Origin of the sequence: Ideonella sp. A 288 (assembly GCF_002198735.1) — a bacterium.
In the GTDB taxonomy this organism is placed as follows: domain Bacteria; phylum Pseudomonadota; class Gammaproteobacteria; order Burkholderiales; family Burkholderiaceae_C; genus Pseudaquabacterium.
Map to the genome: position 1 here is coordinate 1 of NZ_MWLO01000021.1, position 19,455 is coordinate 19,455.

The window sequence follows — 19,455 nt, forward strand, 5'->3', positions numbered from 1 at the left end:
GACAGGGGCGGGGGTGGTCATCGGGGAGCGCCTTGCGGGGCGCCGTGGGAGAAGGCCGACGCCATCGCGCCGGTCGAGGGAGAGGCGGCATGTGGGCGGTTGATGCGGGCAGGCGCCGACGATGCGTCCGCGTCGGCCTCGCGCCAGCCGCCGCCCAGCGCCTTGAACAGGCGCACCTGCGCGGCGCCCAGGTCGGCGCGTGCGCCGGCCATGCTGTCCTGCGCGCCCAGCTGCGTGCGCTGGGTGTCGAGCACCACCTGGAAATCCGCCAGGCCGCTGTCGTAGCGCTGACGCGCCAAGGACGCAGCCGACGTGGCCGAGTCGGCGGCGCGCTGCAGGCGCAGCAGGCGTTCGCGGCCGCCGCGCAGCGCGGCCAGCGCGTCTTCCACCTCCTGCAGCGCCGTCAGCACCGCGGCCTGCCAGGCGGCCGCGGCCTGGTCCAGCGCCGCGCGCTGGGCCCGCACCTGGGCCAAGCCGGCGCCGCCATCGACGATGGGCACCGCGGCGCTGGCCAGCAGCGAGGCCACCAGCGCGGCACTGTCGGTGAGCGCGCCCAGGGTGAGTGCACTCAGCCCGATCGATCCGCCCAGGCGGAAGCTCGGGCGCCGCGCCGCGTCGGCCTGCGACACGCGGGCCATCGCCGCGCGCACCTGGTCCTCGGCCGCGCGCACATCGGGCCGCTGGCGCAGCGTGTCGGCGGGGATGCCCAGCGGCAGCGGATCGGCGGCGCGCGGCAGGGCCATGGCAGCGGTCGGATCGATGGCCAGTTCGCGGTCCAGCGCCGCCGGCGGCTGGCCGGTGAGCACGGCCAGCGCATGGCCGGTCTGTGCGATCTGCGTCTGCAGCGCCGGCAGTTGCGCCCGGGTCTGCTCGGCCGAGGCGTTGGCCTGTTCGGCATCGAGCGCGTCCACCAGCCCTGCCTGCAGGCGCCAGCGTGTGATCTGCAGCGTGTCCAGCTGGCTCGCCAGGTTGGCCTCGGCGATGGCCAACCGCGCCTGCGCACCGCGCAGCGCGAGGTAGGCCAGGCCCACTTCGGCGGCCACCGACACCTGCACGTCGCCCAGGCTGGCCGCGCTGGACCGCACCAAGGCATCGGCGGCGTCCAGACCGTGGCGCGTGGCGCCGAACACGTCGGGTTCCCAGGCCGCATCGAGGCCCAGCCTGAAGCTGTTGCCGGTGCCGTTGTCGCCTGCGCGGCTGCGCTGCACCGAGGTCGATCCGGACACCGTCGGGGCCAGGCCTGCCGCGACCACGTCACGCGCGGCTCGCGATTGCTGCAGGGCCGCTCGCGCACTTTGGATGCTGCTGTGCGCCGCCAGCGCGCGGCTCACCAGGCGATCGAGCAGCGGCTCGTCGAAGCGCAGCCACCAGCGCGACAGCGAGCCGGCCGTGCCGGGGGCGGAGGCCTCGGCGGCCGACCACTGCGCGGGCACTTCGAACGTGGCCTCGGGCCAGGGGGGCGCCACCACCGTGGCACAGCCGCCTCCGGCCAGCAGCGCCAACCACAGCGTCACCCGCAGCGTCACCGTCAGAGGTGCCGCACACGGCCAGCGTCGATGTCGTTCGGGGGGCCGGCTACAACTGGGCGGCGCGGCGGTCGGAGAGGGGGGCATGGAGGTGGGCTGGCCGTGGCTGGCCTCGACGGGCGTCGAGGCCCCAACCGAGCGCTCCGATGGTGGTTTGCCTGGCCTGCCGGCGTCTGTGCGCAAGCGAACCAATGCCGTGTCGGTGCGGGCCCGATCTGTGTTCGGTACCGCACCGACACGGCATGGCGCCTGGCTACGATGGTGGCAGCCGAATCCCGGCCGATCCCGGAGCCCCCCGATGAGCGCGTCACAGCCTGAGCGGCCCACGGACCGCGACCACCGGCTGCTGGCCTGGCTGATGGGCGTCACCGCGGCGGCGCTGGCCTGGGTGCTGCTGCCGTTTTTCGGCGCCATCCTGTGGGGCGTGGTCATCGCGCTGCTGTTCGCGCCGGTGTACCACTGGCTGCTCGGCCCGCTGCGCGGACGCCGCACCCTGGGGGCCCTGCTCACGCTGCTGCTGGTGCTGCTGTTGGTGATCCTGCCGCTGGTGCTGGTGGCTGCGTCGCTGGCCAGCGAGGCGACGCTGGTCTACCAGCGGCTGCAGTCCGGCGAGTGGAACCCGGCGCAGTACTTTCGCGGCCTGTTCGATGCACTGCCGCCGTCGATGGCGGCCCTGCTCGAGCGCGTCGGCCTGGCCGACTTCGATGCCCTGCAGCGGCGGCTGGCCGCCGCGCTGGCGCAGGGCAGCCAGTTCATCGCCGGGCAGGCGCTGGGCCTGGGCCAGGTCACGTTCGAGTTCATGGCCAGCCTGGCGATCACCGTCTACCTGTCGTTCTTCCTGATCCGCGACGGCGATGGCCTGGTGCGCACGCTGCGCCGCGTGGTGCCGCTGAAGGCCGCGCAGCTGCAGTCCCTGCTCGACATGTTTGCCACCGTGGTGCGCGCCACGGTGCGCGGCAACCTGCTGGTGGCCGTCATCCAGGGCGCGTTGGGAGGGCTGGCGTTCTGGGTGCTGGGCGTCAATGCGGCCCTGCTCTGGGCGGTGCTGATGGCCTTCCTGTCGCTGCTGCCGGCCATCGGCGCCGGCCTGGTGTGGGTGCCGGTGGCGGCCTACTTCTTTCTCACGGGGGCCGTGTGGCAGGCCGTGGCGCTGGTGGCCTTCGGCGTGCTGGTGATCGGCCTCGTGGACAACCTGCTGCGCCCGGTGCTGGTGGGCAAGGACACGCACATGCCCGACTGGCTGGTGATGGTGACCACCTTGGGCGGGCTGTCGGTGATGGGCCCCAACGGCTTCATCGTCGGCCCGGCCATCGCGGCGATGTTCATCGCCGTGTGGCACCTGCACGGCCAGGTGCAGGACGGCACGACCCGGGCGTGAGACCTGCTCAGGGTGTCAGGGTCAGCCAGATCTCGTTGCGGCGCAGGAACCAGGGCGTGAACGGCGCGTTGTAGCGCGAGTACACCGGCTCACCGGTCCAGGCCAGGTTGGCAGCGCGCAGGGCGTCCGTGAGCTTGTCGAGGTGCTCGCGGTCGTTGGCCACCGACCAGAACCCCGAGTAGGTGATCGCAGCCAACCGCCTGGCCGGCACCTCGCGCAGCCGCACGCGCTCGTCCACCGGCTCGGGCGCGTCGGCCAGGGCCAGCCCCTTGGGCAGCACGAACTGCACGAGGTGGCCGCCGGCGGCCGCGCTCTGCGTCACCGGTGCGGTCATCGGCAGGCGCACCGGCACGGGCGTCTGCGTCACCGGTGCGGTCATCGCGAACGTGCGCGCGCCCTTGTTCTTGCCGAAGATGTAGCCGGCCAGGATGGGGAAGGCCGCGTTGCCGGCATCGCTGACGGCGCCGTCGGCCGGCCCGGGGATGAAGACCTCGGCCACGATGTACGGCGCGTACTGCCGCACCTCGACGTCGCCCACGCGGCGCAGCACCTCGAAATCGGGCTCCTCGATGGCGTGGCTCAGCATGGGGAAGGCGAACAGGGCGAGGGTGAGGGCGAGGTGGCGCATGGTGTCCGTGGCAGGCCCGTGCGGGGCCCATGGTTGATGACGCGGGGGCTGGCGGCCGGGCGCCTGCGGGGCGTCGAGGACGCATGATGCCCGAGCGCGTCAAGGTCCGGGATCAACAGGTGGCGCGGCCCACCGGAGCCTGGGCGCACCAGGCCCAGGTCCTTGAGGTGGCCGAAGGCCCGGCACACGGTCTCGCGCGACAGGCCCAGGCAATCGCCGATCTCGGGCCGCGACAGGCCCAGGCGGATGGCTTCGCCGGGGCCCAGCGGTGCGTCGGCCGAGCGCCGCCAGCCGAGGATGAACTCGGCCAGGCGGGCGCTGGGTGCCAAGGTGCCCAGCGCGAGCCGCCAGGTGCGTTCGCGCAGCAGTTGGGCGCTCATCGCGACGTGCACCACGTGGGTGAGGGCCGGTACCTCGGCCGAGGCGGCCACCAGGGCGGTGTACAGCACCGACCACACCTCGCAGCGGTCCAGCGCCACGGTGTCGGCGGCGCAGCGGCCGGTGGCCATGCTGTCCAGGCCGATCCAGTCGCCGCCGAAGTGCAGTCCGACGATCTGTCGGCGGCCATCGGGCGAGTCGGCCACGGCCTTGGCCGCGCCGGTGCGGATGAGGTGCAGGCAGCGGAAGGCCTCGCCGGCTCTCTGGATGGGCCGCCCCCGCTGCACCGTGCGCGGGGCAAAGGTCAGGTGCTGTGCCACCAGCGCCAGCGACTCCGGCAGCCCTGCCACCGCCTCGGGCAGCGCACGTGCGTCGCGCGGGTCGGCATGGCGCACCGCCGCGTAGTCTGCGGCTGGGTTCACCGGCGGCTCGTGGGTGCGGGTGGCGCCGCGCATCTGGTCCAGCATGTCGTTCCTTTTCCGGGCATCCCGGGTGGGGTGCATTGAGCCCCGACGCCTCGACCGTGTCTGTTCGTGAACGTACAGATCGTGCCGGTGGTTCCGTCGCACAGTGGCCGGGTCGACCCCACTCCACCGGTCCGAGAGAGATCCGATGACACCCGTGCCCCTCCTTTTGCAGGCCAGCCGCGACGCGCTGCCGGCCGCGACGGGCTATCCTCGCCGCATGATCCATCTGAGACGACACACCGAACGACACCGCACCGACCGCATCGGCTGGCTGCGCGCCGCGGTGCTCGGGGCCAATGACGGCATCGTCTCCACCGCCAGCCTGCTGGTGGGCGTGGCGGCGGCGAACGCGCCCCAGGCCAGCATCCTGCTCACCGGCGTGGCCGGGCTGGTGGCCGGCGCCATGTCGATGGCGGCGGGCGAGTACGTGTCGGTGCACTCGCAGGCCGACACCGAGCAGGCCGACCTGGCCAAGGAGCGCGACGAGATCGCGGCCGACCCCGAATCGGAAACGCGCGAGCTCACCGCCATCTACGTGGCCCGTGGCCTCGACCAGCCGCTGGCCGAGCAGGTGGCGGCCCGGCTGATGGCCCACGACGCGCTGGGCGCCCATGCCCGCGACGAGCTCGGCATCTCCGAGGCCTTCTCTGCGCAGCCGGTGCAGGCCGCGCTGTCCTCGGCCGCCAGCTTTGCCGTCGGTGCGGCACTGCCGCTGGGCGTGGCGATGCTGCTGCCCGGGGCGAGCCTCATCGCCGGGGTGTCGGCGGCCTCGCTGGTGTTCCTGGCCGCGCTGGGTGCGCTGGCGGCCCGCGCCGGCGGTGCCGGCGCCTGGGTCGGCGCGGCCCGCGTGGCCTTCTGGGGCGCGCTGGCCATGGGCCTGACGGCCGGCGCAGGGTCGATGTTCGGGGCGGTGGCATGACGCTTTTGCAGTCTGCTGGACGCGTCCTTGGCGTGTTGTTGCTCTTGTCGCCCTGGACCCCGGTGGCCTCGGCCCAGGTGTCCGACGGCGCCCGGCTGGCCAGCGACCACGGCTGCCTGAACTGCCACTGTGCGGGATCGAAGTCGTCGCCGACGCTGGAGAGCCTGACGAAGAAGGCGGCCGACCAGCGCGACGGCACCGACGCCGTGCAGCACCTGCTGGACGAGATGCACGAGAAATCGGCGGTGACGAGCCACCGGCGTGTCAGCGACCCATCCGCGCTGGCGATCCTGCGCTGGATGGCCCAGGGCGCCCATTGAGCGCCGTCGAGTTCGAGGACTACTACGCCCGGCTCGGCGTGCCGAGCACGGCCTCGCCGACCGAGGTCAAGCGCGCCTACCGCAAGCTGGCGCGCAAGTACCACCCGGACGTGAGCCAGGAGCCCGATGCCGAGGCCCGCTTCAAGCAGGTGGCCGAGGCCTGGGAGGCGCTGGGCGATGCCGAGAAGCGCGCCGCCTACGACGAGGTGGCACGCCGCCATCGCGAGGGTGAGCGCTTCAGTCCGCCGCCGGGCTGGGACACCGGTTTCGAGTTCAGCGGCACGGGCGGGGGTGCCGACGAGCACAGCGCCTTCTTCGAGGCCCTGTTCGGCCGCCAACGGGCCGCGGCGGCAGCGCGCGCGGCACGGCCCCGCGCCGGCGAGGACCACCACGCCAAGGTGCAGATCGACCTGGTCGACGCCTACCGGGGCGGGCTGCGCACCATCGCGCTGCGCGTGCCGCAGCCCGACGGCCGCGGTGGGCTGCGCCTGGCCGATCGCACGCTGGACGTGAACATCCCGCGCGGCATCCGCCCCGGGCAGCGCCTGCGACTGGCCGGGCAGGGCGCACCGGGTCAGGGCGGCGGCGCGGCCGGCGACCTGTACCTTGAAGTCGAGTTCGCGCCGCAGACGGTCTTCCGCATCGACGAGCGCGACGTCAGCCTCGACCTGCCGGTGGCGCCCTGGGAGGCGGCGCTGGGCGCGAGCGTCGAGGTGCGCACGCCGGATGGCCAGGTGCAACTGGCCGTGCCAGCGGGCTCGTGGTCGGGGCGGCGGCTGCGCCTGAAAGGGCAGGGGCTGCCGGGCACCCCGCCGGGTGACCTGTATGCGGTGCTGTCGATCGCACTGCCGCCGGCCACCGACGACGCCGCACAGGCCGCCTACCGCGCCATGGGCGAGCACTTCGCCGCCTTCGATCCACGTCGGCCACCGGTCTGACGCCACCGCCGCGGGGCGACCCGGCGCGCGTGCCGCGGGATGTGCGCCCGCGCGACCTCGTCCAACGCATGGACGCTTATTTTGCGCGCTTGATGTTCGTCTGCCAGCGCACAGACGGTGTCGCGTGGCCCTCCTATAAACCGATCAGCATGAATTTCCCTGCTGCTCACCGAAAGTACACCATGAAACTCCACCCCGTCCTGCGCCTGCCCGTTCTGGCTGCCCTGAGCGCGCTCATCGCAGCGCCTTCGTTCGCTCAAGAGGGCGGTTACGGCTATGGCGGCCTGTCCGTCGGCTCGGCCCGCGCCAAGGTCGACGAGGAGCGCATCGCCGCCAACCTGCTCGGCGCCGGGCTGGTCACCACTGGCTTTGCCCGCGACCAGCGCGACACGGCCTACAAGGTGTTCCTCGGCTACCAGGTCAACCGCAACATCGGCATCGAGGCCGGCTACTTCGACCTCGGCAAGTTCGGCTTCTCGGCCAGCACCTCTCCGGCCGGCTCGCTCAACAGCCAGCTCGAGGTGCAGGGCTTCAACCTCGACGTGGTCGGCACGCTGCCCATCACTGAACGCCTGTCGGCGATCGGTCGCGTCGGCGCCCACCACACCCGCACCCGCAGCAGCTTCAACGGCACGGGCGCGCTCGGCACGCTCGACCAGCAGCAGAGCAAGCGCGACGTCAACGCCAAGATCGGTGCCGGCCTGCAGTACGCCTTCAGCCCCGGCTTCCAGATGCGCGGCGAGATCGAGCGCTTCCGCATCAACGACGGTGCCAACGGCAAGGGCGACGTGAACCTGGTGTCGGTGAGCCTGGTGTTCCCGTTCGGCCGCACCACCACCACCGCGCCGCGTGCCATGAGCACCCCGACCTACAGTGCCCCGATCGCCCAGGCCCCGATGCCCGCGCCCGCACCGGCACCGGCACCCGTGGTGGTGATGTCGCCGCCGCCGGTGGCCGCTCCGATGGTCGTCGCGCCGGCGCCCCAGGCCCCGCAGCGCCGCCGCGTGAGCTACTCGGCCGAGTCGCTGTTCGGCTTCGACCGCGCGCAGATGCAGCCGAACGGCATGTCCGCGCTCGACGGCTTCGCCCGTGAACTGGACGGCACGCAGTTCGAGACCATCAACGTCGAGGGCCACACCGACCGCCTGGGCTCGGACAGCTACAACCAGTCGCTGTCGCAGCAACGTGCCGAATCGGTGAAGTCCTACCTGGTCACCAACGGCAAGGTCGACCCCGGCAAGATCTCGGCCGTCGGCAAGAGCGAGTCCGACCCGGTGACCAAGGCCGGCGACTGCAAGGGCGAGCGCGCCAGCGCCTCGCTGATCGCCTGCCTGCAGCCCGACCGCCGCGTCGAGATCGAGGTGGTCGGCACGCGCTGATCCAGCGCCCGCCTGCCTTCTGCCCACCCAGCCCGGAGACCGCACCATGGACAACAAGACCTTCACCGGCCCGTGCTGGAGCACGTCCTGCTTCGACGGGGCCAACGACACGCGACCGGGCGATCCGGCCGCATTGGGTTGGCACCTGAGTTCATGCCGCCGTTCGGGCGGACGCCTGGCGCAACTGCAGTTCGGGGCCCGTGCGGTGCACGGCTTCGTGGCCTCGCGGCTGGTCACCACGGTGGCCGTGGTGGCGCTGGTGGTCGGCCTCGTGGCAGCACTGTCCTGAGGGCGTCGACCGACCACCGGCTGGCGGCCCTCGTGGCCGACAGCGGCGCGGTGACGGCGATGCGGCAGATGATGAACTCGCTCAGGGGTCGGACACCGTCGGGCCTCCAGCGGCTGGTGCCCGACGCATCGCCCGCGCTGTGCGAGATCCTCGACCCGGCGGACGGCGCGGTGCAACCGCCCATCCGCTCCGAGATCTTCGGCATGCAGCGCTTTGCGCAGCATGGCCGCAGCCTGGGCGAGACCCATCGCGCCGAGCGCGCCGGCCCGGCCGGCCTGGCCTTCTTTCCGCGCCTGCCCAGCAACATCGCGATGTTGCGGCAGGCCCACCGCTACATCGCGTCGCAGGCCTCCACCGGCTACGACGTGAGCCCGGCCGCCGAATGGCTGCTGGACAACTTCCACCTCATCGAGGCGCAGCTCGAGCAGATCCACGATGGCCTGCCGCGCAGCTACTTCCGCAGCCTGCCGATGCTGGTCGACGAGCCGCTGGCCGGCCTGCCGCGCATCTACGGCGTCGCCTGGGCCTTCGTGGCCCACACCGACAGCGCCTTCGACGAAGACCTGCTCGCGCAGTACCTGTGCGCCTACCAGGAAACGCGCGAGCTGAACCTGAGCGAGTCCTGGGCGCTGCCCACCACCCTGCGCGTGGTGCTGATCGAGAACCTGCGTCGCCTGGCCGAGCGCGTGGCCACGCACAAGGCCGCGCGCGAGGCCGCCAACCTGTGCTGCGACCACCTCGACGCCTGCACCGTGCCGGCGCTGGACGAATTGCTGGCGCTGCTCGAGCGGCGTGGCGTGGCGCGCATGTTCCTGGCCCAGGTGTCGCTGCGGCTGCAGGACCGCCGCGGCAGCGGCCCTGCCCCTGTGCACGATTGGCTGGCCCTGCACCTGCCCGACCCGGCGGTGGCACATGCCCAGCACAGTGCCGACCAGACCGCCGACAACCTGAGCGTGAGCAACGCCGTGACCTCGCTGCGGGCCATCGGCGATGCCGACTGGCCGGACATCGTCTCGCGCACCAGCACGCTGATGCGGCTGATGCGCGTGTCGCCGGTGTTCGAGGCCGAAGATGCCGCCTCGCGCGACCAGACCCTGCACGCCATCGAACATCTGGCCCGGCGCAGCGGCCAGGGCGAGGTGGCGGTGGCCAAGGTGCTGCTGGGCCTGATGGGCGGCCGCGTGGCGACCGACCCCGATGGCGAGGTGGGCGAGGCCGACCCCGGTGCGGCCACGCACTGGCTGCAGGGCGCCGGCCGGCCCGCCCTGGCGCAGGCGCTGGGCCTGCACCCGCGGGCCGCCTGGGCCTGGCGGGTGTGGGGTGCGCGCCTGGTGTTGCCGGTGTACCTGTCGGTGGCGGTGCTGGGCAGCATCGGCCTGGTGGCCTGGATGCTGCTGGCCCCGCATGCCCCGCTGTCGCCCGGCTGGCTGTGGCTCACGGCGCTGCTGATGCTGGTGCCGGCCTCGGAGGCGGTGGTGGCGGTGGCCAACCGGCTGGTCAGCGAATCGACGCGGCCACGGCGCCTGCCGCGCCTGGCGCTGGCCGACGGCATCCCGGCCGACCACCGCGTGATGGTGGCCATCCCGGCCATGCTGAACCACCCCTCGGGCGTGGGCGACCTGGCCCGCCGCCTGCAACTGCACTACCTGGCCAACCGCGAGCCGCAGGCCCAGTTCGCGCTGCTCACCGACTGGACCGATGCCGACACGGCCGAAGGCGCCACCGACGACGAACTGCTGGCCCTGGCCACGCGGCACGTCGACGAACTGAACCAGCGCCACCCGCGCCAGGGCGACGAGGCCGGCCTGGCGCCGCGCTTCGTGCTGCTGCACCGGCACCGGCTGTTCAGCGACAGCGAGCAGCGCTGGATCGGCTGGGAGCGCAAGCGCGGCAAGCTCGAACTGCTGGTGGCCGCACTGGCCGAGGGCGATGCCAAGGCCTTCCTCGACCTGGGCGAGGCCTCGCGCATCGCCCCCGGCACGCGCTACGTCGTCACGCTCGACAGCGACACCCAGCTGCCACCGGGCCGCCTGCGCGAGCTGGTGGGCGTGGCCGCGCACCCCTGCAACCAGCCGCGGCTGGACGCCGCCGGGCGCCGCGTGCTGGCCGGCTACGGCATCCTGCAGCCGCGCCTGGCCACGCCGCTGCCGACGGGCCACCAGCTCACGCCCTTCCACTGGATGTTCGCCGGCCAGTGCGGCATCGACCCCTACAGCGCCGCCAGCTCCGAGGTCTACCAGGACCTGTTCGGCGAAGGCAGCTTCACCGGCAAGGGCCTGCTGCAGGTGGCCGCGGTGCACTCGGTGCTGTCGGGGCGCTTGCCCGAAGGCCAGGTGCTCAGCCACGACCTGCTGGAGGGTTCCATCGCACGCTGCGCGACCGTGAGCGACCTGGCCGTGGTCGAGGACGCCCCCTTCCATGCCGACGTGGCCGCCTCGCGGGTGCACCGCTGGACGCGCGGCGACTGGCAACTGCTGCCCTTCGTCTTCGGCGGCGGTGACCAGGGCCTGAGCCCGATGCACCGCTGGAAGATGCTGGACAACCTGCGCCGCTCGCTGGTGGCGCCGGCCTCGCTGCTGCTGCTGTGGCTGGCGCTGGCCGGCTGGTCGGTGTCGCCGGGCGCCGCTCTGGCCCTGGTGATGGCCGCGTACCTGGCCGGGCCGCTGATGGGCGCCGTGGCCGGCTTCGCGCCCAGCCGGGACGACATGGCGCTGCTGCACTTCTACCGCCTGGCCGCGCTCGACCTGGCCCGCACGCTGTGCACCGGCCTGTGGCACCTGGCGATGCTGCTGCAGCAGGCGGCCATGTCGGTGGATGCGATCGGCCGGGCGCTGTATCGCATGACCATCAGCCACCGCCAACTGCTGCAGTGGACCACCGCCGAAACCGCCCAGGCGCAGGCGCTGACGGACCTGGGCTCGATCCTGCGCGCGCACTGGCGGGCCCCGCTGACTGCCGCGCTGATGGCCGCCGCCACGGTGGCCACGGGCTTGCCGCACCAGGCCATGGCGCTGGCGCTGTGCGCGCTGTGGGCTGGCACGCCGGTGTGGATCTGGTGGGTCAGCCGCCGCCGACCACTGCGGCCCGACGACGCGCTGGGCGATGCCGACCGCGCACGGCTCGAGGGCATCGCCCGCGACACCTGGCGCTTCTTCGAGCGCTGCGTGGGTGCCGAAGACCGCCACCTGCCGCCCGACAACCTGCAGACGCTGCCGCACGACATGGTGGCGCACCGCACCTCGCCCACCAACATCGGCCTGTACCTGCTCAGCGCGGCCTGCGCGCGGCGCTTCGGCTGGATCGGCACGCCGCAACTGCTGGCCCGGCTGGAGGCCACGCTGGCCACGCTGGCCACCTTGCAGCGCCACCGCGGCCACTTCCTGAACTGGTACGACACGCGCACCGGCGCGCCGCTGCTGCCGATGTACGTGTCCACCGTGGACAGCGGCAATCTCAGCGGCCACCTGCTGGCCGTGGCGCAGGCCTGTCGCGAGCAGGCGCGTGCCCCGATGGCCGACGAGGGCCCCGGTGCCGAGGGGCTGCAGGCCCGGCTGTGGGCCGTGGCGCAGGCGGCCGAGGACCTGGCCTGGGCGCCCGACTTCGCCTTCCTGTACGACCCGCGCCGGCGTCTGCTGCACATCGGCTACCGGGTGGCCGAGCAGCAGCTCGATTCGGGCTTCTACGATCTGCTGGCCTCGGAATCGCGCCTGACCAGCCTGCTGGCCATCGCCAAGGGCGATGTGCCGGTGCGCCATTGGGCCTCGCTCGGACGGCCGTTCTATGCGGTGGGCGCGATGGCCGGCCTGCGCTCGTGGTCGGGATCGATGTTCGAGTACCTGATGCCCAGCCTGGTGCTGGACGAGCCGCCCGGCAGCGCACTGCAGGACGCCTGCTGCGCGGCCCTGCGCGAGCAGGTGGCCTTCACCCAGGAGCAGGGCGTGCCCTGGGGCATCTCCGAATCGGCCTATGCCGGGCGCGATCACACGCTGGCCTACCAGTACGCGCCGCAGGGCGTGCCGCGGCTGGCGCTGCGCCGCACGCCGCCCGACGAACTGGTGATCGCGCCGTATGCCACCGCACTGGCGGCGCAGGTGGCGGCACGGCTGGCCTGCCGCAACTTCGAGGCCCTGCAGGCGCTGGGCGCGCGGGGCACGATGGGCTTCATCGAGGCGCTGGACTTCACCCCGGCGCGGCGCGTCGGCGACGAGCCGTTCACACCGGTGGGCACCTACATGGCCCACCACCAGGGCATGGTCATCGTGGCGCTGGCCAACGTGCTGCTGGACGGCGTGGCGCGGCGCTGGGGCATGGCCTCGGCGCAGGTGCAGGCCGTTTCACCGCTGCTGCACGAGCGGCCGCCGCGCGAGATCTCGATGCGCAGCGCACCGCGCAGCATCCCGGCGCCGCTGGCGCTGCGCCGGCGGGCGCCCGGCCTGTGGCGCGAAGTGCTGCCCGGCCAGCATGCCGTGGAGCCCACGCACCTGTTGTCGAACGGCCGCTTCAGCACCACGCTGCGCGCCAACGGTGCGGGCGCCAGCCGCTGGGGCGCGCTGGGCCTGACGCGCTGGCGCGACGACGCGCTGCGCGACGCGCATGGCAGTTTCCTGTACCTGCGGTGGCAGCCGCAGGGCACGCCGGTGTCGCTGACCCAGCACCCGGCGCCCGATGCAAACGCACGTTATGCCAGTGTCTTCCACGCCGACCGGGTGGTCTTCGAGGCCGCCTGGCCGTCGCTGCAGGCCCGCACCACGGTGTGGGTCAGCCCGGAGGACGACATCGAGTTCCGCCAGGTCGAGCTGCACAACCTCGGCGACGAGCCGTTGTCGCTCGAGGTGATTTCGGCCTTCGACGTGGTGTTGGCCGATGCCCGCGCCGACGAGGCGCACCCGGCGTTCTCGAACCTGTTCGTGCGGGCCTCGTGGCAGGACGAGCACCAGGCGCTGGTCTTCGAGCGCCGACCGCGCCTGCAGCACGAGCAGGGCATGCACCTGGCGCACTTCCTGGCCGACCGCGACCCGCAGGTGCTGGGCCTGCGCCAGCAGACCGACCGGCAGCGGTGGCTCGGCCGCAACCGCGCGCCCGACCAACCCCTGGCGTCGCTGGACGCGCTGCCCGATGGCCCGACCGAACCGCAGGACGGCGCGCCCAGCCGCCCGCTCGACTGCGGCTTCGACCCGGTGTGCGCGCTGGGCGCGCAACTGCAGCTGTTGCCGGGCGGCAAGGCCGTGCTGACCTTCGCCACCGCGGTGTCGCCACAGCCCGGCACCTTGCACGCGATGATCGACAAGTACCGCCAGCCCAGCCACGTGCAGCGGGCCTCGCTGATGTCGGCCACGCTGGCCGGCATCCGCCTGCGCGCCCAGCGCATGACCGCCGAGAACTTCGCGGTGGTGCAGACGCTGACCACCGCGCTGCTGCTGACGCTGACGCGCACGCCGGCAGACGGCTCGCCCGCCATCACCGCAGACGACAGTGGCTGCGATCGCCGGCTGCTGTGGCGCTTCGGCATCTCGGGCGACCGGCCGATCGTGCTGGTCTCGGCCGGCAGCGTGCGGGGCCTGGGCCTGCTGCGCACGCTGGCGCAGGCGCTGCACCTGTGGTCCTGGGGTGGGGTGGTGTGCGACCTGGTGGTGATCAACGACGAGCCGGCCTCGTACCAGATGGCCTTGCAGCGCGAGCTGACCCTGCTGGCCGAGCGCCATGCCGCCGACCCCGGCGGACACGCCGGCCCGGCCGCCACCGCGATGCACCTGCTGCGCGGCGAGGACCTGTCCGAAGCCGAGCGCAGCACCTTGCAGCGCGTGGCCCGGCTGCGCCTGCAGGCCGATGGCCGCCCGTTGCCGCACCACGTGCAGGAGTGGACCGCGCGGCATGAGCAGGCGATGGACGCGCGACAGGCCGGCGCCACCACCGCGCTGCGGCCGATGCGTGCCGCCTCGGTGGCCGTGCCGGCGCCACGTGGCAGCTTCAGTGCCGGCGAGGGGGAGTTCCGCTTCGAGGTGAGCCGCGCGCTGCGCCCGGTGCGCCCGTGGGTCAACGTGCTGGCCAATGCCGGCTTTGGCACCCAGGTGTCCGAAGCCGGCGGCGGCTGCACCTGGGCGCTGAACAGCCGGCTGCACCAGCTCACCGCCTGGTCCAACGACCCGGTGGCCGACCCGCCGGGTGAGTGGTTCCTGCTGCAGGACCGCGCCAGCCGCGAGGCCTGGAGCCTGTTGCCGTCCGCCTGGGGCGATCCCGAGGCCGTCTACCGGGTGTCGCACGGGCAGGGCTACACCGTGGTGCGGCACCGCCGCGGTCCGGTGGAGGTGTCGCTCACCTGGTGCGTGGACGCCGCGGTCGCGGTCAAGCAGGTGCAGTTGCGCATCACCCACCACGGCGCGCACACGGTGCGCCTGCGCCTGGTGGGCGTGGCCGAATGGACGATGGGCGCCGGCCGCACCGACCGCGCCACGGTGCACACGGCGCACCACATGGCCGGGCTTGGCGGCTCGGCCTCGCACGTGCTGCTGTGCACGCAGCGCGAGCGGGGGGCCGGCTTCGGCGGGGCCACGGCCTTCCTGGCCCTGGTGGGGGCCGGCGACGCCTCTGGCGACGACGAGGACTGGACCTGCGACCGCCGCGAGTGCTTCGACGCCCGCGGCCAGCCGGTGCTGCCCGACCACTTCGGCCAGGGCCGGGGCGATGGGCTCGACCCCTGCGCGGCGCTGGCCACGGCCGTGGTGCTGCGACCTGGCGAAAGCGTCGAGCGGCTGTTCCTGCTGGGCCATGCGGCCAGCCCCGACGCGGCGCGGCAGTTGGCGGCGACCGCCATCGCGGTGCCCGCTGCCGAGCGCTTTGCCCGCGTGCGCCGCCATTGGGACCAGCTGCTCGGCAGCACCACGGTGGCCACGCCCGACCCGCTGTTCGATGCCATGGTCAACCGCTGGCTGCTGTACCAGACGGTGGCCTGCCGGCTGTGGGCCAAGGCCGGCTTCTACCAGGCCGGTGGAGCGACCGGATTCCGCGACCAGTTGCAGGACGCGATGGCGCTGGCCTGGGCCGCGCCGTGGATGCTGCGGGCGCAGATCGTGCTGGCGGCGTCTCGCCAGTTCGTCGAGGGCGACGTGCAGCACTGGTGGCACAGCCCCGGCGGCGCCGGCGTGCGCACGCACAGCAGCGACGACCTGCTGTGGCTGCCCGTGGCCTGCGCGCACTACTTGCGGGCCAGCGGCGACACCACGCTGCTGGACGAACGCGTGCCCTTCATCGAAGGCCGCGAGCTGCCCCTGGGGGCCGAGGACGCCTACGACACGCCCACGCTCAGCGGGCAGGTGGCCACGGTCTACGAGCACGCCGCCCGCACCATCGACCGCAGCCTGCGGGTGGGCGTGCACGGCCTGCCGCTGATGGGCGGCGGCGACTGGAACGACGGCATGAACCGCGTCGGCGAGGCCGGGCGCGGCGAATCGGTGTGGCTGGGCTGGTTCCTGCACCGTCTGGTGGCCGACTTCGCACCGCTGGCGCGCGGCCGCGGCGAGCCCGAACGGGCGCAGCGCTGGGAGGCCGCCGCGGTGGGCTGGAAGGCCGCGTTGAACGGCGCGGCCTGGGACGGCCAGTGGTTCAAGCGCGCCTTCTTCGACGATGGGCAGGCGCTCGGCTCGCACGAGAACCAGGAGGCCCGCATCGACCTCATCGCGCAGGCCTGGTCGGTGCTGTCGCAGGCCGCGCCGGCGGCGCTGCAGCGCACCGCGATGGCCGCGGTGGAGGTGCACCTGGTCGACCCGCAGGCCGGGCTGCTGCGGCTGCTCGACCCGCCGCTGGCCCACGCCGTGCCGAGCGCCGGCTACATCCAGGCCTACCCGCCGGGCGTGCGCGAGAACGGCGGCCAGTACACCCACGCCGGCGTCTGGGCCATGATGGCCCAGGCCGAGCTGGTGCGGCGCGGCGAGGTGCCGGCCATCGATGCCGACCTGGTGTACCGCGACTTCACCTGGCTCTGCCCGGCGCACCGGGCCAACCACCCCACGCAGGGCGCCATCTACGGCCTGGAGCCCTATGCCGTGGCCGGCGACGTGTACAGCCACGCGCCGCATGCCGGCCGCGGTGGCTGGAGCTGGTACACCGGGGCGGCCGCCTGGCTGCACCGCGCGGCCCTCGAATCGGTCTTCGGACTGAAGCACGGTGCGCGGGTGCTGTCGCTCGAGCCGTGCCTGCCGTCGCACTGGCCGCGGGCCGAGCTGACGCTGCGCCGCGATGGGCGCACGCTTCGCTTCCTGCTGGTGCGGGGGGCCACCGTGGAGGCCATCCGGGCGCGGGCACCCGCCGATGCGGTGCTGCTGTCGCCGGGCCAGCCATTGGCCTGGACGAGCCTGCCGGAGGGCAGCCGCTTCCTGGTGCCGCTGCTGGACGGCGCCCGCGCGCGCCCGCCGGATGTCAGTGAATGAACTGGCCGTCGCGCCTGACCACCGCCAGGTGCACCAGCGACAGGCCCGCATGGTGGCCGTCGCGGTAGCTCAGTCGAAGGCCGTCGATCTGCAGGTCGGTGTTGTGGAGCCCGGCGGCGAAGCTGGCCCGCGTGGGTGAGGGCCCGGCGCGCCGCAGCGCTTCCACGAGGGCGCGCGCGGTGACATAGCCTTCCAGGCTGCCGTACGAGAAGGGCTGCCCCGGTTTGTGCACCGAGAACGCGGCCTGGTAGGCGCGGGTGATGGCGGACTTGCGCTCCCAGGGGCTGGGCATCACCTGAGAGAACGTCATGCCGTGGCTCAGCGGCCCCAGGTGGGCGGCGAGTTGCGCCGAGCCGGAGTTCACGCCGTAGAACTGCGTGGTCAGGCCCATCGTTCGTGCCCGCCGGATCAGCCGCTCATAGACGCCGATGCCGCCGTGGTTGATCACCACCTGGGCGCCACTGGTGGCGATCTGGTTCACCAACTGGTCGATGCCGGCGTCGCCCACGTCCGACTTGAAGGCCAGATCGGCCACCAGTTCGAGGCCCAGCGACGCGCAAAGCTTGCGCATGTTGTCGAGGTGCTGCCGACCGGTCTCGGAATCCGAGCGCAGGAAGGCCACCCGCTGCACGTACACCGTCCGCGCATGCTGCAGCAGCACGCGGAACTCCTCCTTGTGCTCGGCGCGCACCGGGAACACCCACTGCTGGTGCGGGCTGCGCAGGGTGGGAGAGCCTGCCATCGGCCCGAAGAAGGGCACACCCAATGCCGTGGCGGCCTTCATCACTGCGGTCGAGGGGCCGCCTTCGATCGAGCCGAACAGGAGGAACACCTTGTCCTGGCCCACCAGCTGCCTCGCGTTGGCCTCGGCCTTGGCGGGTTGGTTGTCGTCGTCGAGCACCTTGACGACCACCTGCCGGCCAGCGACGCCGCCTTGCCGGTTGACCTGCGCGAGGTGCGCCTGGATGCCGTCGAGCACCGCAACGCCGTAGTCATTGCGGCCGCCCTGCAGCGTGATGCTCTGGCCGATGACCAGCTGGCGCGGGGTGACGCCGTCCTCGGCGTGTGCCGCCGGCCAGGCCCAAGGCAGGCACAGGCCGGCGATGGCGCACAGGTGGCCGAGACGTGGCAGCGACATGGTGGGTGATCCTCCAGCTGGGTTCGATGGGGCGGCGGCCCGGCGGGACGTGGCCCGCATCGGCCGCCTGCGCGGGCGAGGGATGCCGCCCTGCGCGCGACGAGCGACAGGGTAGTGCCGCGCGCCGTGCGCTCGAAGCCCCGAGCCGGCCCGCTGCCGCAGCACAGTTCACGGCCCGGCCGAGTGGCGCGCGGCGCGACCGCCCCTCCCCCCCGACCTGAGGGGGGTGCTCACCGCCGCGGTCAGCCCTCGAACCGGGGTCGGCACCGCGTTCGCCGCCGCCGCGGCGGCGTCAGAGCCAGTAGGCCCACAGCCCGGCCAGCCACTCCTTCAGCCGCAGGTGCAGCGGCCGCCGGGCCCAAGGGCCGGCGGCAATGGCGTCGGACGCGGCCAGGTCCTTCGCGAACATCGCCTGCAACTGGCTGCCGAAGCCCGCGCCCAGCACCACGGCGTTCAACTCGTGGTTGTGCAGGAAGCTGCGCCAGTCGAGGTTGGTGGAGCCCACGGTGGCCCAGACGCCGTCGATCAGTGCCGTCTTGGCATGCAGGATCACGCCACGCCGCTCGAAGATCTTCACCCCGGCCTCCAGCAGGTGGGCGTAGTGGCCCCGGCCTGCATGGAAGATGAGCCACGAGTCGGTCTGCGCGGGCAGGATCAGCGTCACGTCCACGCCGCGGCCGGCGGCCGCGGTCAGGGCCGCCAGCAGTTGCGGGTCGGGGGCGAAGTAGGCATTGGTCAGGTGCACGCTGGTCTCGGCACTGGCAATGGCCGAGAGCAGCGTGGCGTAGATCAGGCTGAAGGGCTCTTCGGGCGAACTGCCGATGGCGCGCACCACTTCGCGGCCGGCGACCTGGGGCGGCGGAAAGTAGGCGCGATCGGCCAGCGGTGCGCCCCGCTGCTGGGCCCAGGCGGTGATAAAGAGCTTCTGCAGTTCGGCCACCACCGGGCCCTGCAACTGCAGGTCGGTGTCGCGCCAGGCCAGTGCGCCGTCTGCGGGGGCCGCGCCGGGCCGGCGGCCCTTGCGCAGCGAACTGCCGGAGTACACGCTGCTGATGTTGATGCCGCCGAGGAAGGCGGTGCGGCCGTCGACGATCAGCAGCTTGCGGTGGTCGCGCTGGTTGAGCTCCCAGTCCTTGCGAACATCCAGCGGGTTGACGGGGTTGAACTCGAGCACGCGCACGCCACTGGCGGTTAGTCGGTCGAAGAAGGCCGGCGGCGTGCCGAGGGTGCCCACGCTGTCGTGCATCAGGTTGACCTGCACGCCGTGCTGCTGCCGCTCGATCAGCGCGTCGGCAAAGCGCCGGCCCACCTCGTCGTCGTCGAGGATGTAGGTCTCCAGGTTGATGTGGTCCTGTGCGGCCGCAATGGCCGCCAGCATGGCGCGGTAGGTGGCCGGCCCGTCCTGGAGCAATCGCACGTCGTTGCCAACGGTGAGCGGGCTGCCGACGATGGCGTCCTCGCGGGCCAGGTGGCGGTCGAAGATGTCGGTGGCGGGGCCGCGGCCGGCCAGGCGGTCGAGCACGGCGCGGCTCTGCGCATCGCTCAGGGGCCCGGCGGCGCCCACCAGTTGCACCGGCGCTGCGGCTCGGTGCGACAGGTCGGGCACGATGTGCGGCAGGTCGGAGCAGCCGCCCAGCGCCAGGCAGCCCGCCAGGACGGGCACGGCGCAGGC

Annotated in this window: 12 protein-coding genes; 7 read left to right on the forward strand and 5 right to left on the reverse strand. The window is 73.0% G+C overall.

The window, feature by feature from the left end; all coding sequences use genetic code 11:
- Positions 1-17 precede the first annotated feature (17 nt).
- A complete protein-coding gene (locus tag EOINJALH_RS00925) occupies positions 18-1,526 on the reverse strand; it encodes an efflux transporter outer membrane subunit (RefSeq protein ID WP_310732231.1) in 1,509 nt (502 codons plus the stop codon).
- A 298-nt stretch (positions 1,527-1,824) separates the two neighbouring features.
- Here EOINJALH_RS00925 and EOINJALH_RS00930 point away from each other — a divergent pair, with 298 nt between their 5' ends.
- Positions 1,825-2,904: an AI-2E family transporter gene (locus tag EOINJALH_RS00930; protein ID WP_088278436.1), complete on the forward strand. Its 1,080-nt coding sequence runs from the start codon at positions 1,825-1,827 to the stop codon at positions 2,902-2,904.
- A gap of 7 nt (positions 2,905-2,911) precedes the next feature.
- Here EOINJALH_RS00930 and EOINJALH_RS00935 read toward each other — a convergent pair whose 3' ends face one another.
- On the reverse strand, positions 2,912-3,532 hold the full coding sequence (locus EOINJALH_RS00935) for a heme-binding protein (RefSeq protein WP_199873113.1): 621 nt from the start codon (positions 3,530-3,532) through the stop codon (positions 2,912-2,914).
- Positions 3,484-4,377, reverse strand: a complete 894-nt coding sequence (locus EOINJALH_RS00940) for a Crp/Fnr family transcriptional regulator (RefSeq protein WP_158219603.1) — start codon at positions 4,375-4,377, stop codon at positions 3,484-3,486. The genes EOINJALH_RS00935 and EOINJALH_RS00940 overlap by 49 nt, the downstream gene beginning before the upstream one ends.
- 217 nt (positions 4,378-4,594) lie before the next feature.
- Between EOINJALH_RS00940 and EOINJALH_RS00945 the strand changes: the two genes are divergently transcribed.
- From EOINJALH_RS00945 to EOINJALH_RS33265, 6 genes are all read left to right on the forward strand, one after another.
- The gene (locus EOINJALH_RS00945) at positions 4,595-5,296 is read left to right on the forward strand and encodes a VIT family protein (RefSeq protein ID WP_088278462.1); all 702 of its coding nucleotides are present in this window, start codon (positions 4,595-4,597) and stop codon (positions 5,294-5,296) included.
- A 32-nt stretch (positions 5,297-5,328) separates the two neighbouring features.
- Positions 5,329-5,616 (forward strand): hypothetical protein, encoded by a 288-nt coding sequence (locus EOINJALH_RS00950; protein ID WP_088278438.1) that lies wholly within the window; start codon positions 5,329-5,331, stop codon positions 5,614-5,616.
- Complete coding sequence (locus EOINJALH_RS00955; protein ID WP_088278439.1) at positions 5,613-6,554, forward strand: DnaJ C-terminal domain-containing protein; 942 nt, start codon at positions 5,613-5,615, stop codon at positions 6,552-6,554. Before EOINJALH_RS00950 ends, EOINJALH_RS00955 begins: the two co-directional genes overlap by 4 nt.
- A gap of 182 nt (positions 6,555-6,736) precedes the next feature.
- Positions 6,737-7,933 (forward strand): OmpA family protein, encoded by a 1,197-nt coding sequence (locus EOINJALH_RS00960; protein WP_088278440.1) that lies wholly within the window; start codon positions 6,737-6,739, stop codon positions 7,931-7,933.
- A 46-nt stretch (positions 7,934-7,979) separates the two neighbouring features.
- Positions 7,980-8,222: a hypothetical protein gene (locus tag EOINJALH_RS00965; protein ID WP_088278441.1), complete on the forward strand. Its 243-nt coding sequence runs from the start codon at positions 7,980-7,982 to the stop codon at positions 8,220-8,222.
- A gap of 71 nt (positions 8,223-8,293) precedes the next feature.
- Complete coding sequence (locus tag EOINJALH_RS33265; protein ID WP_088278463.1) at positions 8,294-16,645, forward strand: GH36-type glycosyl hydrolase domain-containing protein; 8,352 nt, start codon at positions 8,294-8,296, stop codon at positions 16,643-16,645.
- Here the strand turns inward: EOINJALH_RS33265 and EOINJALH_RS00975 are convergent.
- Both EOINJALH_RS00975 and EOINJALH_RS00980 read right to left on the reverse strand, forming a co-directional pair.
- The gene (locus EOINJALH_RS00975; RefSeq protein ID WP_158219604.1) at positions 16,635-17,783 is read right to left on the reverse strand and encodes an ABC transporter substrate-binding protein; all 1,149 of its coding nucleotides are present in this window, start codon (positions 17,781-17,783) and stop codon (positions 16,635-16,637) included. The two genes, EOINJALH_RS33265 and EOINJALH_RS00975, sit on opposite strands and share 11 nt — an antisense overlap.
- A gap of 292 nt (positions 17,784-18,075) precedes the next feature.
- Complete coding sequence (locus EOINJALH_RS00980; RefSeq protein ID WP_234413592.1) at positions 18,076-19,446, reverse strand: phosphatidylserine/phosphatidylglycerophosphate/cardiolipin synthase family protein; 1,371 nt, start codon at positions 19,444-19,446, stop codon at positions 18,076-18,078.
- Between the last annotated feature and the right edge of the window lie 9 nt (positions 19,447-19,455).